At 60.0% G+C, this 14,839-nt stretch carries 14 protein-coding genes; 7 read left to right on the forward strand and 7 right to left on the reverse strand.

What is annotated here, in order from left to right:
* Positions 1-70: 70 nt before the first annotated feature.
* On the forward strand, positions 71-1,015 hold the full coding sequence (locus ACT3UA_RS11975) for an endonuclease/exonuclease/phosphatase family protein (protein ID WP_181148404.1): 945 nt from the start codon (positions 71-73) through the stop codon (positions 1,013-1,015).
* Between the two features lie 4 nt (positions 1,016-1,019).
* Here ACT3UA_RS11975 and ACT3UA_RS11980 read toward each other — a convergent pair whose 3' ends face one another.
* The gene (locus ACT3UA_RS11980) at positions 1,020-1,688 is read right to left on the reverse strand and encodes an alpha-ketoglutarate-dependent dioxygenase AlkB family protein (RefSeq protein ID WP_105552944.1); all 669 of its coding nucleotides are present in this window, start codon (positions 1,686-1,688) and stop codon (positions 1,020-1,022) included.
* Between the two features lie 56 nt (positions 1,689-1,744).
* On the reverse strand, positions 1,745-2,467 hold the full coding sequence (locus ACT3UA_RS11985) for a sirohydrochlorin chelatase (RefSeq protein ID WP_444616630.1): 723 nt from the start codon (positions 2,465-2,467) through the stop codon (positions 1,745-1,747).
* Between the two features lie 501 nt (positions 2,468-2,968).
* On the opposite strand from ACT3UA_RS11985, the gene cobA reads away from it, so the two are divergent.
* The 6 genes from cobA (at position 2,969) to ACT3UA_RS12015 (ending at position 9,588) form a co-directional block, all read left to right on the forward strand.
* Positions 2,969-3,982, forward strand: a complete 1,014-nt coding sequence (gene cobA / locus ACT3UA_RS11990) for a uroporphyrinogen-III C-methyltransferase (protein WP_444616632.1) — start codon at positions 2,969-2,971, stop codon at positions 3,980-3,982.
* Positions 3,979-5,100, forward strand: a complete 1,122-nt coding sequence (locus ACT3UA_RS11995) for a uroporphyrinogen-III synthase (RefSeq protein ID WP_105552941.1) — start codon at positions 3,979-3,981, stop codon at positions 5,098-5,100. The genes cobA and ACT3UA_RS11995 overlap by 4 nt, the downstream gene beginning before the upstream one ends.
* 242 nt (positions 5,101-5,342) lie before the next feature.
* On the forward strand, positions 5,343-6,257 hold the full coding sequence (locus tag ACT3UA_RS12000; protein ID WP_444616634.1) for a carbohydrate kinase family protein: 915 nt from the start codon (positions 5,343-5,345) through the stop codon (positions 6,255-6,257).
* 77 nt (positions 6,258-6,334) lie between these two features.
* Complete coding sequence (locus tag ACT3UA_RS12005) at positions 6,335-7,123, forward strand: IclR family transcriptional regulator (protein WP_096286627.1); 789 nt, start codon at positions 6,335-6,337, stop codon at positions 7,121-7,123.
* A 101-nt stretch (positions 7,124-7,224) separates the two neighbouring features.
* Positions 7,225-8,895: a urocanate hydratase gene (gene hutU, locus ACT3UA_RS12010; RefSeq protein WP_096286624.1), complete on the forward strand. Its 1,671-nt coding sequence runs from the start codon at positions 7,225-7,227 to the stop codon at positions 8,893-8,895.
* A 246-nt stretch (positions 8,896-9,141) separates the two neighbouring features.
* The gene (locus ACT3UA_RS12015; RefSeq protein ID WP_444616637.1) at positions 9,142-9,588 is read left to right on the forward strand and encodes a hypothetical protein; all 447 of its coding nucleotides are present in this window, start codon (positions 9,142-9,144) and stop codon (positions 9,586-9,588) included.
* A gap of 243 nt (positions 9,589-9,831) precedes the next feature.
* On the opposite strand, the gene ACT3UA_RS12020 is transcribed toward ACT3UA_RS12015, so the two are convergent.
* The 5 genes from ACT3UA_RS12020 to ACT3UA_RS12040 form a co-directional block, all read right to left on the reverse strand.
* On the reverse strand, positions 9,832-10,086 hold the full coding sequence (locus ACT3UA_RS12020; RefSeq protein ID WP_096286620.1) for a hypothetical protein: 255 nt from the start codon (positions 10,084-10,086) through the stop codon (positions 9,832-9,834).
* Between the two features lie 337 nt (positions 10,087-10,423).
* Positions 10,424-10,576, reverse strand: a complete 153-nt coding sequence (locus ACT3UA_RS12025; protein ID WP_444616639.1) for a hypothetical protein — start codon at positions 10,574-10,576, stop codon at positions 10,424-10,426.
* 20 nt (positions 10,577-10,596) lie between these two features.
* Positions 10,597-10,866, reverse strand: a complete 270-nt coding sequence (locus ACT3UA_RS12030; protein ID WP_444616641.1) for a DUF7218 family protein — start codon at positions 10,864-10,866, stop codon at positions 10,597-10,599.
* A 172-nt stretch (positions 10,867-11,038) separates the two neighbouring features.
* On the reverse strand, positions 11,039-11,548 hold the full coding sequence (locus ACT3UA_RS12035; protein WP_096283082.1) for a Dps family protein: 510 nt from the start codon (positions 11,546-11,548) through the stop codon (positions 11,039-11,041).
* Positions 11,549-11,782: 234 nt separating this feature from the next.
* A complete protein-coding gene (locus ACT3UA_RS12040; protein ID WP_255248311.1) occupies positions 11,783-14,518 on the reverse strand; it encodes an aminotransferase class I/II-fold pyridoxal phosphate-dependent enzyme in 2,736 nt (911 codons plus the stop codon).
* Between the last annotated feature and the right edge of the window lie 321 nt (positions 14,519-14,839).

A 14,839-nucleotide genomic window follows, 5' to 3' on the forward strand; every position in this document is an offset into this window, starting at 1 on the left:
AGAACGCGGTGCGGGTATTCCACGCTCAATCCACGGCTGGGCGAGGAACATGTGGCACTGTGGAATTCTCATGTCCCATGCAGCTCATAAACGCCTCACCGCCGGCCGGATGGCCGCCCGGTTATTGATAGTTCTTTTGTCATTGGCACTGACCATAGTGCTAGTTGCCCACCGCAGCTTCCCCGAACGCGGTGGGCTCGGACTGTTTCTGGACAATTTGGCTCCCTGGCTAGGCCTCGGCGTGCCCTTGTTGTTCTGCTGGGCGCTGGCGGCGCGTGGCCGCATCTCTTTTTTGGTGCTCCTGCTTCCGTTGGTGGCTTGGTCGTGGATCTTTGGCGCGGCGTTCCTGCCGGCCAATGCCCCCGAACCGGCCGCCAAATTTATTGTCGCCACGCAGAATGTGCACGAAGACGGGGCGCACAGCTCCGCACAGGGTCTCCTCGCCACGGGCGCAGATCTGATAAGCCTGCAGGAACTGGGTGAAGGACAGGCCCAGGAAGTCGCTGCACTGCTGGAAGAAACCCACCCGCACCAGTACACCGTGGGAACCGTGGGGGTCTACAGCAAGTATCCGATCCTCGACGAAGAGCCGCTGGACCTTGGGTTGGGTTGGTCCCGGGCGGTGAAGCTGCGCGTTCGAACCGACGCCGGGGATGTGACGGTGTACGCGGTCCACGTGGCTTCGGCCCGGCCCCTGGAGCATGCGGAACGCGACCTGATGCTAAGCAATCTTGGACGCACGCTCGCCGCCGATCGGAGCGCGAAAATTATTGCCTTGGGCGATTTTAATGCGACCAATGCCGACCGCCATTTCTCGCCGGTCTCGGAGCAGCTCAACAAGGTGCCGCATGAGGGCTGGGGGTTCGGGATGACCTGGCCGAACCGTCCGATGCCCATGTTGGGCATCGACCACGTGCTGGTTCGCGGCCTCGATACCGGCTCCTCGGACACGTTGGCGGTGGGAGATTCCGACCACCGGGCGGTCATTGCCACCCTCGATCTGGCCTCCGAATAGCGGCCTAGCCCATCCCCGTCTCACGCAGCGTGATGTTGATCCGGCCGCTGCCCAGCGACCAGCCGGCCGGAGCCGTACCCGGATAGATCTTCGTCACCGCATGGAAGGCCCACCGGGCGGGACCCTCGAAGACGAACAAGTCTCCGGAAGCCAGACGCACATCTTGGTAGGGCTTGGTGCGCGTCTCGTTGTTGCCCAAGCGGAAGTTCGCGCTCTCGCCAATGGACAGCGAGACGATCGGTGCGTTGATTTTCTCTTCGGCGTCTTGGTGCATGCCCATGGTCGAGCCCGGCGGGTAGTAATTGATGATCGCCACATCGGGGTTGTAGCCCGCGGCTTTTGCTCCGTCCCCGGTCGTTTCCAGCACCGCGCGCCGTCCCAGTGACGCCAGCCAATCGGGCATCGGTGGCACCGGCTGGCCGTTGAGGTCTTCGGCGGTGCGCGTGTAGGTGTAGTTTCCCCAATGCCAGCCCAGGCATACCGTCTTGACCTTCATCGGGTGTCCATTGACCAGCGTGGAATGCGGCGGGACCGGTCCATTGCCCCAATCCAGGAAGCGTTCGGTCATCCAGTCCTGCTGCTCGCGGGTTAGCCAGCTGGGCAGATGGACCGCGCCCGCGCGCACGGTATGGGGCCGACGCTCGAAGGCGCCGTCATCGAAAAGCGACTGCATGTTTACACTGTGCCGTTCTTGGCCCTTGCCGGCAAGTGCTGAAGGTTGGTCCGGGCCTAGGATAACGCCGCCAGGAAGCGATGCAATACGAGGTTCACCAATTCTGCGGGCACCTCAGCGTCCGGGGCAAGCAATGGATCGCTGACCAGATCTGCGCCGCAGCGCTCGATCAGGGACTGAAAGTAGCCGGGCGCCAACAGGTAACTGGCCACGACCACGCGGTGTTGCGGGCTCGCCGCCCGGGCCGCGGCGACCGCTTCCCCCAGCGACGGGGTCGCCGCGGCCACGAAGGCGGCGGTAACCTGCACCCCCAGCAGGCCGGCCAGCAGGTTGGCAACCTGTTGGCAGTCATGCACGCCCTGGGCCAGCCGTGTCCCCGCACCGGCGAGGATGACAGGTTCGCCGCGCCGCCATCCAGCCTGCACGAGTCGGTGCTCGATAACCAGAGCGAGCGACGGGTGCGGGCCGAGGGCCGGTGCAATGCGAGTATTGGGCCGAAGCGCCGCCGCCTCGGTGAGATCTTGATCCACGTGCACACCCCGCGAAAGCAGCAGCGGCACGAGGACCGCGTGCTGCTCTTCGTCCGGCAGCCCGAGGAGCAGCGTACTTGCCCGGGGCTCTTGGACGTCGACGAATGACTGGTGCACGGCCACTGCGGCCGCCCGGCGGATTTCCTCCACCAAGGAGTTGATCGCCCGTTGGCCTGCCGGATCGCTGGTGCCGTGCGAGACGGCCACCAGGGACTCGGTTCGCGGTTCGGTTGTTGATCCCCCGCTCATGCGGGCTGACCGGGCTCCGGCATTTCGCGGGCAATGAGTAGGCCCATGATTCTTCCCTTCGGTAGTTTCGAGGCTCGTTGTCACGAGCCTGTGGTTGCAGTCTACGAAGCGCCTGTTACGGCCGATCGCACGGTTCTGTTGCGCCCAGGTAAATCTCGTTTCACCGGCATTGGCCACGGCCAGGCTTCATTGCGCGGCGGCGCAAACACGACCCCCGTAGTTCTCGTCGAGTTTATGTATGAATTATTCCTATGGAAACAAATGGGAAATTTCGGGGCAAAGGTTCCTCGATAGTGTTGTCAGCATCGAGCCATCGAGAATCAAGTGGAGCTGACTTCCCATGTCAAACCGTTCAAATGATCAAACGACCCATACTGCCGGCGACTGCTTGCCCGCTCACCGCATCACCGAAGCGGCGAGCGGAAAAAAGGTTTTTGTTGGACAAGCAGGCTTATTCGGCGCCGACCACACGGCTTGCGAACTCGCGGCGGAGTCGATCCGATGAACGGCACAGCGTTCGAGGTCAAGGGTTGCACGCTGCTGCTCGCCGGCGGGCTGAGGGGTGCACGCGGGGCAGCGGAGCATTTCATCGCGCAGGGGGCGCAGGTACTTTCCGCGGATACCCCGGAAGGTGGACTCGTGGCGCTCGAAACCGCGAACCTGCTGGTCATCTGCGATGCCTTGCCCCAGCGCTTCCAGCCGCTGCGCGAAGCGGCCCAGCGGCGGGGACTGCCGGTCTTGACGCGCCAACCGGCCGCCGACTCCGGCCAAATCACCCTGGTCGGTGGTGGCCCCGGCGCACTTGATCTGCTGACCGTGCGAGCGGTCAGCGCCTTAGCCGACGCCGACATGGTCTTCGTTGACCGGTTGGGCCCCGGCGATCTCGTGCGGAAGCTCGCCCCGCAGGCGGTGATCGTGGATGTTGGCAAGCAGCCCGGGCACCACAAGGTCAGCCAATCCCAGATCGAAGAGCAGATGCTGACCGCCGCCAAGGCCGGTTCAAATGTGGTTCGGCTCAAAGGCGGAGACCCATTCGTATTTGGCCGCGGATTCGAAGAGATGGCCGCGGCCTCCAAGGCAGGCATCGCCATCAGCGTGGTGCCCGGACTCAGTTCCTGCATCACGGTTCCCGCGGCCGCCGGCATTCCGGTCACGGCACGCGGTGTGAACCGGGTATTCTCGGTCATTTCGGGCCACGACCCGCTGGAAAGCCAGCAACTGGAGCAGCTCACCGGGCTGGGCGGCACCATCATCATCCTGATGGGCATGGGAACCCTGGAAAGCACCGCTTCCGGCCTGCTGCGCCAGGGCATGGCAGCCACCATGCCCTGTGCAATCGTCGAATCCGGGACCACCGGCGACCAACGCACCACCTTTGCAACGCTGGCGACCCTGACGGCGACCTCCCGGGCGCGCGGTTGCGCGAATCCGGCGGTGATCGTCATCGGCGAGGTGGCGGCCCTGCCGCAGCGGCTGCTGGCCGAGGAAATGGCAAATTTTGGGGCCATCGCATGAGCGCGCTGGCTCTGCCATTGTCTGGTTTCAGGATCGCGGTGACCAGCGACCGGCGTTCGGCCGAACTCATCGAAGCGCTGGAGCGCCGCGGCGCCGAGGTCACGCACGCACCGTTGCTGAAGCTCGCACCGCTGGACGACGAGGCGCTGCTCGTGGAGCAGACCAGGAAGCTGATCGAGTTGCGCCCGGAAGCGGTCATCATTTCCACCGCCTATGGGCTGCGGCGCTGGTTCGATTCGGCCGAGGCCGCTGGTCTCGGCCACCAGTTGTGCCAGTCCATGAAGGCGGCGAAGCTCTACGTTCGCGGTGCGAAGGCCCACGGTGCGGTGCGCGCCCTGGGATTCCACGCCGCCGGTGTCGCCCAGGACGGCACCACCGCCGGGCTGCTTCCGCTGCTGGGGCCTTCGATCGCGGGGCAAACCGTGGCGGTGCAGTTGCATGCGGACAGCGACCATGGGCTCGCCCAGTCGCTGCGGGATCTGGGCGCGTCGCGGGTTTTGAAGGTCGAGCCGTACCGCTGGCTGGACACCAGCTCTGACCAGCACCTTTCGCTTCTGGTCGAAGGAATCTGCGCCGCGCATTTCGACGCGATCACCTTCACCAGCGCGCCGAGCGTGCATGCGCTGTTCGCCGCGGCCCGCACGCGCAATCGCTACCAGGCGCTGATTCGCTCGCTGAACGAACGAGTTGCGGTGGCAACGGTGGGCCCGGTGACGGCGGCCCCGCTGCAGTCCTCCGGTGTGCACGGCGCGTTGGTTCCCGAACGCCACCGCATGGGCGCGATGATTCTGCAACTGGTCGAGCATCTGGGCGCGCTGGGCACGCTCAGCGCGCCGACGGTCTTCGGGGAATGCGAACTTCGGGGACGCACATTGAGCCTGAACGATGAGCGCTGCGAGCTCACCCCGGCACAGACCGAGATCCTGCGCTGCCTGCTGGAGGCCGGAGGGTCGGTCGTCTCGCGCGACGAGCTCGGCGCTGTGCTGCCCACGGTGTCTTCGAAGCACGCGCTGGACATGACGCTCAGCCGGCTGCGGCGCACGCTCCCGCACCCGGACCTGATCACCACCGTTATCAAGCGCGGCTACCGGCTGAATGTCGAGGCCGCGCGCTATTGAGTCCGCCGGCCTGCTGAATCCCGGAAACGTTCAGGATTCAGCGGGCCGGGACTTCCTGCCCCGCCGGTTCAGGGCCACGGTGCCGAAGGCGACTCACGACGGCGGTGGTTCCTGGTTGCCCAGCGCGAATTAGCTCACCGATTTCCCACGGTCCTGCATTGCATTTGTGAGGTTCCGCGCAATAAGCGCCGAACCCACGCCCCGGAAATGGCTATTTAAGTGAATTTCCGTAGTATCGAGTCATGGCACAGATACAGGTGGTTGGCGAAGCTCTAGCCGATATCGTTGATGACGTGGCTCATCCAGGTGGCTCCCCGATGAATGTCGCGGTGGGTCTAGGACGCTTGGGCCATCAGGTCACATTGCATACAGAGCTAGGCGAAGATGCGTACGGCAAGTTGATCGCCGCGCACCTCGAAGATTCCGGTGTAGCGCTCGCGGCCGGCAGCGTCGCGCAGCGGTCCACGAACACCGCCACAGTTTCCGTCGACGGAGTTGGCGACGCGAGCTATGAATTCGATTTGTCCTGGGAACTTCCGGGCGGCGTTCCAAGTTCCGAGGCGCAACTCCTGCATGCAGGATCTATCGCCGGATGGCTGGCACCGGGATGCGAGAAAGTATTGGAAGCATTCCAAGGCTCTCCGGCAACGCAATTGCGCAGCTATGACCCGAATCTGCGTCCGCAACTGATTCCCAAGCGTGCCGCGGCGCTGAAGCAGGTAGAAAAACTGATGAGCCTCTCCCATGTGGTCAAGCTCAGCGATGACGATGCCTTGTGGCTCTACCCCGGTTGGGACTGCCAACGCATCCTGGATCATATTCTGGAACGCGGCGCCAAGCTTGCCGTGATGACCTTCGGGGCACGCGGCGCAACCGCCCGCACGAAGAACACCGAGGTACTCGTCCATTCCCGTGCGGTGAAGGTCGTGGACTCCATCGGTGCTGGCGACGCATTCATGTCCGGCCTGCTTCATGGGCTGCTCAATAGTTCGTTGGCGCAGGCGCTCATCACAAAGGGCGAAGCCTTGGACCAGAAGGAATTGGAGTCTGCGCTGACTCAGGCGACTCGTTGTTCGGAGCTGACAGTACTGGTTTCCGGGGCCCACCCGCCAAGGCTCGAACAGCTCAACGAGTCTTTTCAAGACCAAATTTCCTAGGGAAGAAAACGCTCCTTTGCTCAGAGTCTTGCTAGAGTTCCCTAGCAGGTAGGCGTTTTTCGACTAAGGGGTCATTGATGGGCAGCAAGGTTCCGGCAGCGGAAAATACGCTCCGCGTCTTGCGTTTACTCGCAAGCCGAAAGTCGCCGACCCCGGCGGCGATGATCGCCAAGCTGCTGGAGCTGCCCAGATCCAGTGTGTACCAGCTGCTGAATGTGATGCTCGAACAAGGTTTCATCGCCCATTACCCCGAGGAGAAAGCCTACGGTTTGGGGGTATCGTCCTTCGAGCTCTCCAGTGCCTACACCAGGCAAGAACCTCTGGCTAGGTTCGGAGCACCGCTGATTGCGCAACTCGTGGACAAGGTAGGCGAAAGCGCCCATCTGGCCGTGCTCCACGGGCCTGACGTGCTCTATATCGTAGAGGAACGCGCCAAGGGCCGCCCCTCGCTGGTCACCGACGTCGGGGTGCGCCTGCCTTCGCATTTGACCGCCTCGGGCCGCGCGATTCTGGCTGCCCTGCCGAAGTCACAGGTTCGTGCGCTGTACCCGGGCACCTCAAGTTTCAGCAATCGCGCGCAAGATAGCGGGATTAATTCCTATCAGCAGCTACGCCGCGAGCTGGACCAGACAACAAAACGCGGGTTCGCCGTAGAACGCGGGGATGTCACCGCGGACTTCCATTCCCTTGCCGTCGAAATACAGGATGCGAATGGTTGGCCGGTAGCCGCGGTTGCGGTGACGTTCCTCGGTGATCGGGTCCCCGAGGAACGTTGGGAACCGTTGCTCGAACAGATTCGGCAAACCGCAGGGCAGCTGACCAGCCGGGTGCATGGGCGACGCCTCGCTCCGGTACGCCCAGTCTGAAATTCCGGACATGACCCTGTGCTAGGGCGTACCCTCCTTGCCTGCTTTGGCCAATGATGGAAGATAGAAAGTTACTTCCGCTGCTGCCAAAGGAGCCAATCATGAATCATGAACCACGAGTCGTCCGCGCCCCGCGCGGGACCCAGCTGAACGCCAAGTCCTGGGCAACCGAAGCCCCGCTGCGCATGCTGATGAATAACCTCGACCCAGAAGTTGCCGAGCGCCCCGAAGACCTCGTCGTCTACGGAGGAACCGGCAAGGCGGCACGCTCTTGGGAAGCATTCGATGCAATTGTCGAGACTCTGAAGGACCTGGAAGAAAACGAGACCTTGCTGGTCCAGTCGGGCAAGCCCGTCGGTGTCTTCCGCACCAACAAGTGGGCACCTCGTGTGCTCATCGCCAACTCGAATCTGGTGGGAGACTGGGCAAATTGGGAGCACTTCCGCAAGCTCGAAGCCGAAGGCCTGATGATGTATGGCCAGATGACCGCCGGCTCGTGGATCTACATCGGCACTCAAGGCATTTTGCAGGGCACCTATGAAACTTTCGCAGCTATCGGCGCGAAACGCTTCAACGGTACGCTGGCAAACACGCTGACCCTCACCGGCGGTTGCGGCGGTATGGGTGGTGCCCAGCCATTGGCGGTGACCTTGAACGAGGGGGCCTGCCTGATTGTGGATGTGGACGAGTCGCGTCTGCGCCGACGCGTTTCAAAGCGCTACCTGGATGAGGTGGAGCTGGACCTCGACAAGGCTCTAGCCAAGGTAGCAGCGGCTAAGGCCGAAGGCCGCGGACACTCCGTAGGTTTCGTCGGCAATGCGGCGGAAGTTTTCCCGGAGCTCTTGCGGCGCCAGAAGGCAGGCGAGATCTCGATTGACGTCGTCACCGATCAGACCAGTGCCCATGATCCGCTGAGCTACCTGCCGGTGGAATACACGCTGGACCAGTGGGCCCCCGCCGCGGCCGCAGACGCAGCCGATTTCACCCTCAAGGCCCAAGCAGCGATGGCCAAGCAGGTTGAGGCGATGGTCGAGTTCCAGGACCTCGGCGTCGAGGTCTTCGACTACGGTAATTCCATCCGCGATGAAGCACGCAAGGGTGGGTACGAGCGTGCTTTCGAATTCCCTGGCTTCGTTCCGGCTTACATCCGTCCGTTGTTCTGCGAGGGTCTGGGCCCATTCCGTTGGGTTGCGCTCTCCGGCGATCCGGAGGATATTCGCGTGACTGACCAAGCGCTCAAGGAGCTGTTTCCAGAAAACGTACACCTGCACCGTTGGCTGGATGCCGCGGCGGAACGTGTCGAATTCGAAGGCCTGCCTGCACGCATCTGCTGGCTGGGCTACGGGGAACGCCACAAGGCAGGCTTGCTATTCAACCAGCTGGTTGCCGACGGGAAAGTCTCTGCGCCGATCGTCATTGGACGCGATCATCTGGACTCGGGTTCGGTGGCATCGCCATACCGGGAGACCGAAGCCATGGCCGATGGTACGGATGCTGTCGCCGATTGGCCGCTGCTCAATGCCCTGACCGCGACGAGCTCCGGTGCTTCGTGGGTTTCGATCCATCACGGCGGTGGCGTGGGCATGGGCCGCTCGATCCACGCAGGCCAGGTATCCCTAGCCGACGGCACGGAAATGGCCGCCGCAAAGCTAGAGGCCCTGCTTACCAACGACCCTGGCATGGGGGTCATCCGCCATGTTGATGCTGGCTATGACCGCGCCATCGAGGTTGCCGCCGAACGCGGCGTACGCATTCCGATGAACCACAAATAGAAATGTACATTCTCATTTCGAGAGCCACGGGGATCTTCAGCGCTAGTGCAGGAAGGTCCCCGTGGCTGTCAGTTGTTCACCGGAAGTTTGCCTCGCCGTTGAGGAATTCGAAACAAGTGTGAGCGTTACCTGAACGTTACATAGCATTTCACAGTTAGAACTTGCACATACCTTGCGTACTTCGGATAGGGGTCCATAGCGTGGAACTAGTCAGGAACCACGATCAACACGATCAAGGAGGACATCATGTCCGAGCACGATTCAAGTGAGCAGTTCGGGAACTTCGACAACAACGAATCCGAGGGGACCAGCGACTTCGGCTCTCGGGGTGGCTATGAGAATAGCGGTGGCAACGACGAACGCCAGCCAGATTCCGAAAACAGCGCCAACGATGGCAGTGATTTCGGCAGCGGTGGTGGACAGCAATCCTACGGTAGCGGTAGCGACCAGGACTCCAGCCAGGGATCCTACGGCAGCAACAGCAACCAAGACTCCAGCCAAGGTTCCTACGGCAGCAACAGCAACCAAGACTCCAGCCAAGGTTCCTACGGCAGCAACAGCAACCAAGACTCCAGCCAGGGATCCTACGGTGGAGACGACGACGAAGAAAATCAGTTTGGCTCAACGGAATCAGCCAATCGTGGCAATGATTTCGGCAGCGAAGGTGGAGAAGACAACCAGTTCGGAAATTAGAACCGAAGTGGTACTTGCTACTGATTAGGGCCTCGTCGACTACTGATGCCGGAAACGGGCAGATCCCGGTATTGAGATCTAGTAACCGAAGCTGACGCGTCGGCGACGCAATATCTGCAGGTATCACTTTTGTAGCTTTTACGAAGCCACTGTGCCACTTCGAATTCAAGTGGCACAGTGGCTTCGTTTTTCTAAGCTGTGAGTTCGTGCTCCGCCCTTCGGCAGAAAGCACTCTCTCTGAGGCTAAGAGCCTGCGCTGGTACCGCCATTAAAATGGTCTAGGCTGCTGGGCCCGGCGATCAACCGGAAAACACCCCAGCACATGAGCATGGCGCCCCATGCGACGACGATCCACATGGGATTCATGCTGGGAATGAGTCCCATGGGAACCCAAAATATGATGGCTAGGAACATGGCTGCAAGCAGGGCACCGCCCGCGGCTAGTCCCAAACCCAAATGTGTGCTGTGCGGTCTGGACGCTCCGTGAATTGTCGACATGGCGTCTCTCCTGTTCTTACCGGTATTCCCGGCTTAGAATCGGCTATCTTCCATTGGGTTGGCGGTGCAGCAAGAAAGGCTCCGCCTGCGAAGCGAAAAGGCCTCGACGTGAATAACGTTAATTCACATTGAGACTCGCGAATTACGTCGATGACGTCGATGACCTAGTCACCGTCGTTGTTTTGAACTCCCATAGGTTGGTCCCTTCCGGGTCAATTTTCGACCATTAAATGGCCGGGTAGCCATGCCATCCGATCACGGCTACTACTTACCACGATACTCCCGAAAAGACGTTCCAACGAGGGTTCACACAGATCCTTCAGCAACCGGAGGCGTTTTAACCGGCGTCAAATCTGTCGTCATTTGCGTCTTGCTCTAGCTCCTGGACCGATGGGTGGTGAATCGGACCTCGACGGGCAACATACTGCTCCTTGAGTTCCTCTCCCTCTTCCGGCTCGGATTGGCCTCCGATGATGTCGTTGTTATTCACGGCGCGACGTCCTTAGTTCACTAGGAGTTTCGAAGGGCCTGGATCAAATCGGCCTTTCGCTTGTCGGAGTAGCCCGTCAGACCGATCTCTTTCGACCGGAGCTTGAGCTCTTCGACCGTCCAGTCCTCGTAATTGCCAGACTCGCCTCCGCGTTTCCCGACGCTCGATCGGCCGTCCCGGGCGGCTGCATTGGCAATGCGCGCAGACTTTTGCTTGGAGTTTCCTTCCTCCCGCAATTTCTCGTAGAGTTCTTCGTCCTTAACTGGGTTTGACCCGTTGTCCATAGCCATAGATGAGTCACCTCTCAATTGACGTGTAGACGTCGCGAGAACACGTCGTCTATCTTCAACGGTAGGCTCTTCGTGCTGCAGATTCTAGGGGTTTTCGAGTTTTCGAACGGCACCCGAAAACGGCGAGGGAGCCGACGCAACAGTTGCCCCGGCTCCCCCTAAATCAGTGATGCTATGGTTTGCGATTTTCGGCGCTAATGAACCACGCCTGCTGTTCAAGGCCTGCAATGTACTCGTGCAGAATGTCAGCGCTGGTCGGGTCTTCCTCATCGACTGCGTCATGTACATCTCGGATGACTCCGACGGTGCTCTGCAGGGCTTTGACCACCATATCCACGGCCTTGGTTGTCAGAATCTCGCCATTGTTTGGTTGCTCTAGTTCGCTGTATTTACCTACGGTGCCGGCCAGGCCATCCGGAGTGATGTGCATAGCGCGCATACGCTCTGCGATCTCGTCCGAGCCGCGACGCGCGATATCCACGATCTCATCGAGGTTCTGGTGCAGGTCACGGAAGTTTGGGCCGACAACATTCCAATGGATCTGCTTGCCAACAAGCTGCAAGTCCAGCAGTTGCACCAACACGGACTGCAAGGCATCTCCGAGGGCAGCAGTGGCAACGAAACCACCTTCAGCGTTCTCCTTTGAGGTTTTGCTTGCCGGGGTGTTCTTGGTTTTTGCCATAGATCCTTCTCCTTTTACAGTGAAGTTACCGTGCATCTGACTCAGCCAGCGGGGCCGAGCCCTCGTTACGGACGCTACCCGCAACGAGCCAATGAAGCCAGCTCAGACCAAATACTCACACGTCCTTCTGACTAATTTCACAGTTGTCAGCGGCAGTTACTAGGAACTGCCTGCATGGCGGTGGGTAAACGTATGGGCGGGAATCTCAATTGAGATTCCCGCCCATACGAACAATCACGACTTCTTCGCTGCCACCTCGGCCAATGCTTCACGGGTAAAGACCTGATACCCGTAGTCACGGTGATATCCGTGGATTTCTCGGGTATCGAGCACATCCATGTAATCGAGAATCTCGGTCGACACGACTTGCCCCGGAACTAATACCGGGAACCCTGGTGGGTAGGGAGTGACAAACGCCGCTGAGACTACCTGTTCACCACTTTGAATTTTTTGACGAATCTCGGGTGAGAAAATGAAGTGCGTGGCCGGATCCTTATAGGTCAGATAGTAGGCCGAACGCATATCGCCACTGCCGCCACCACCGCTGAACTCGTCGGCGAAATAGCTGAAATCAGGCATCGGGATCTGCGTCGGAGGAACCTTCTTCCCGTCCGCTAGCGCCCGGCCATCCAATCGGCGTTTATGCTCCAGCTCTTCGGCGATCTTGACCAGCACCTCGATCAGGTGGGCCACCGCCGAACGGTTAGTGCCGATGTTGGTCATCAACAGGACCGAGGTGCGACTGGTCTTATTCACCTGGATCGCGTGGCCGTCCATCAGATAGGTGTGCTTGAACGTGTCTCCATCCACTCCTGTGCGGCTGATGTCCAAGGTCAGCCGTGATGGGTCCACGACGAATTCATCTTCGGACCAAGACCTGTCCCAAACTTCCAGCCCGTCGCGAACCGGGTTGCCGGTGTCGCTGCAACGGTATTTCTGCGGGATCAGGTCCCTCGTATCGAGTACCTGGAAGTACTTGCTGAGCAGCTTATTACGTGACATCGCCCGGACGATCGATTGCGCCAAGTCAACCTGGCGCTGCACCAACGCATAGCCCTCAAGCTCGGCCTGGCGACGCCCGATATCAAGCGAGGCGAGGATCTGATAGTTCGGCGAGGTCGAAGTGTGCGTCATATAGGCCTCGCGGAACGTATTGCGGTTACGTTCTGCGAAGTCTTGATCGTGAATGTGAATCATTGACCCCTGGCGCAGCGAGGTCAGCGTCTTATGCGTGGACTGCGTCGAATACACGCGCAAGCGGGTCTTTGCTGGATCGGCAAGCAGTCGCGTCTTCAACCAGACCTCGTCGTTTGCCGGGTCATCCGGGGTTCCCGGTTCGGGCAGTTCGGCTCGCTGCGCGGCGAAACGCTCACGATATTCAGACGTCTCAAACGCGGTCTGCATGCGTTGGGCCGCGGACATACCGGTGCGCTGACGGTAGACGGGATGGAACCCGGCGAAAGCGAACCATGCTTCATCCCAGAGGAAGACCAGATCGGGCTTGATGGCCAAGCACTCTTCCATCACCCGGCGCGGATCGTAAATAATCCCGTCGAAGGTGCAGTTGGTCAGCGTGAGCATTTTGACCTTGTGCAGCAGGCCCTGGCGGCGCAACTCCAGTAGCCGTCCCTTGATTTCTTCCAGCGACACAGCACCATACATGGAGTGCTCGTTCAGCGGGTAGGCCTCCAGATAGCTGACGCTTGCGCCGGCAAGCACCAGGGAATAATGGTGCGATTTATGGCAGTTGCGGTCAACCAGCACGATGTCACCGGGTGCAAGGATCGACTGGTGCACGATCTTGTTCGCGGTGGAGGTGCCGTTGGTGACGAAGTAGGTGCGGTGGCTGTTGAAGGCGCGGGCCGCCAGCTCATGGGCTTCCTTGATGGAGCTCTGCGGATCCAACAGGGAATCCAGTCCTCCGGAGGTGGCAGACGTTTCCGCCAACAGCAGGTTCTTCCCGTAGAAGTCCACCAAGTCTCGTGCCCATGGGGAGTTCTGCACCGAACCGCCGCGAGAAATTGGCATCGCGTGGAATACTCCGCCGGGGCGTTTGGCGTACTTCTGCAGCGCGTGGAAGAACGGAGTGTTGTAGCGTTCGAGCACCTCGGCAATGATCGACAGATGCAGATCCATTCCATCGTTACGTGAGAAGATGCGCTTGAAGCGACCGGTAATCTCATGCGCGATGGACTCAAGGGCAACACCGGCGATCAGGTAGACCGGGATCTCTGGGCGGAGCAGATCGATGATCTCTTCCAGATCCAAGATCCGGTCGATTTGCCTTGCCGTGGAAAAGTGTCCGGCCGTATGCCGTGATACGTACTTTCCCAGGGTGGAGCTCAGGCGGCGACGCGTGTCCAATTCGAAGCGGGCTGTGAGTACAACCGCTTGAATGGTCGGGTTGATGACAATCGCGGCCAGCGCGTCCTCGACGCTGGGCACGACCACGAAGCTGTAGTTGAATGAGTCGGTTCGCTGACGCTGTTCGAGCATCTCGATTTTGAATCGCTCGATCTCGTCGGAGGGGCCGTTGTCCACCAAGAGAATTTCAACCCTGGGGACGAATTTCCGATGGATTGATCGAGGCTCACCACCGCCGAGCTCGTTGCTTTGGGCAGCAGCTTCGGCTTCCTCCGCATCGCTGTCGTTGCTTTCGCCATCGATGTATTGGGTCTGCGTCCGGAAGGACTGGTTCGCCAGATATACCTTGCTCAGCGCGTCGCGGAAGTGGCCATCGTGCATCAACGTTTCAACTTCGTTGAAGTAGTCTAAGCCCGGCGTGGCCCAGTAGGGTTCGATGGCAGAAAGAAGGCTCAGTAGTTGCGTAGCCTCGTGCTCATGCAGCTCGCCGGAGACCTTGTCGTCGATACCGCGAATGATCTCGCCAAGTACATATCCCAGGTGCTCCCATGCATCCTTGCGCTTTCGCCAAGCGCTTTCTGGTGTTGCTGTTACTTGATTCTTCATTGTGGTCAACCTTGCGCTCACGGTTGCCGGTCCTTCGCTCGTTCTTCGTTGCCTCGTTAACCGGTTTGTTAACAAGGCCATGCCACGTCTTTGTGCCTTGATCTCCAGAGCCTACGTCAACTTCATCTTAGTTTTGGTATTCATGAAGCCAATTCACGAAATTCTCGTAACTATCGCTCTCCCTTTCTGTCGCAGAATGAAATATACGAAATTAGGGAATTGATTTGCGACAACGAGATGAACATTTTTGAAATTTATAAATCTAGAATCCACTCGGCCACCTTGTCCGAAATTCCAGACAGATGCGTTGTCGAGTGCGAG

The sequence above is a fragment of the Glutamicibacter sp. 363 genome, assembly GCF_052379505.1.
In the GTDB taxonomy this organism is placed as follows: domain Bacteria; phylum Actinomycetota; class Actinomycetes; order Actinomycetales; family Micrococcaceae; genus Glutamicibacter.

Bases quoted from the DNA above. Each gene is read 5' to 3' on its own strand.
- ACT3UA_RS11975 (WP_181148404.1), top strand. From the start codon at position 71: ATGTCCCATGCAGCTCATAAACGCCTCACCGCCGGCCGGATGGCCGCC.
- ACT3UA_RS11980 (WP_105552944.1), bottom strand. From the start codon at position 1,688: ATGCAGTCGCTTTTCGATGACGGCGCCTTCGAGCGTCGGCCCCATACC.
- ACT3UA_RS11985 (WP_444616630.1), bottom strand. From the start codon at position 2,467: ATGAGCGGGGGATCAACAACCGAACCGCGAACCGAGTCCCTGGTGGCC.
- cobA (WP_444616632.1), top strand. From the start codon at position 2,969: ATGAACGGCACAGCGTTCGAGGTCAAGGGTTGCACGCTGCTGCTCGCC.
- ACT3UA_RS11995 (WP_105552941.1), top strand. From the start codon at position 3,979: ATGAGCGCGCTGGCTCTGCCATTGTCTGGTTTCAGGATCGCGGTGACC.
- ACT3UA_RS12000 (WP_444616634.1), top strand. From the start codon at position 5,343: ATGGCACAGATACAGGTGGTTGGCGAAGCTCTAGCCGATATCGTTGAT.
- ACT3UA_RS12005 (WP_096286627.1), top strand. From the start codon at position 6,335: ATGGGCAGCAAGGTTCCGGCAGCGGAAAATACGCTCCGCGTCTTGCGT.
- hutU (WP_096286624.1), top strand. From the start codon at position 7,225: ATGAATCATGAACCACGAGTCGTCCGCGCCCCGCGCGGGACCCAGCTG.
- ACT3UA_RS12015 (WP_444616637.1), top strand. From the start codon at position 9,142: ATGTCCGAGCACGATTCAAGTGAGCAGTTCGGGAACTTCGACAACAAC.
- ACT3UA_RS12020 (WP_096286620.1), bottom strand. From the start codon at position 10,086: ATGTCGACAATTCACGGAGCGTCCAGACCGCACAGCACACATTTGGGT.
- ACT3UA_RS12030 (WP_444616641.1), bottom strand. From the start codon at position 10,866: ATGGCTATGGACAACGGGTCAAACCCAGTTAAGGACGAAGAACTCTAC.
- ACT3UA_RS12035 (WP_096283082.1), bottom strand. From the start codon at position 11,548: ATGGCAAAAACCAAGAACACCCCGGCAAGCAAAACCTCAAAGGAGAAC.
- ACT3UA_RS12040 (WP_255248311.1), bottom strand. From the start codon at position 14,518: ATGAAGAATCAAGTAACAGCAACACCAGAAAGCGCTTGGCGAAAGCGC.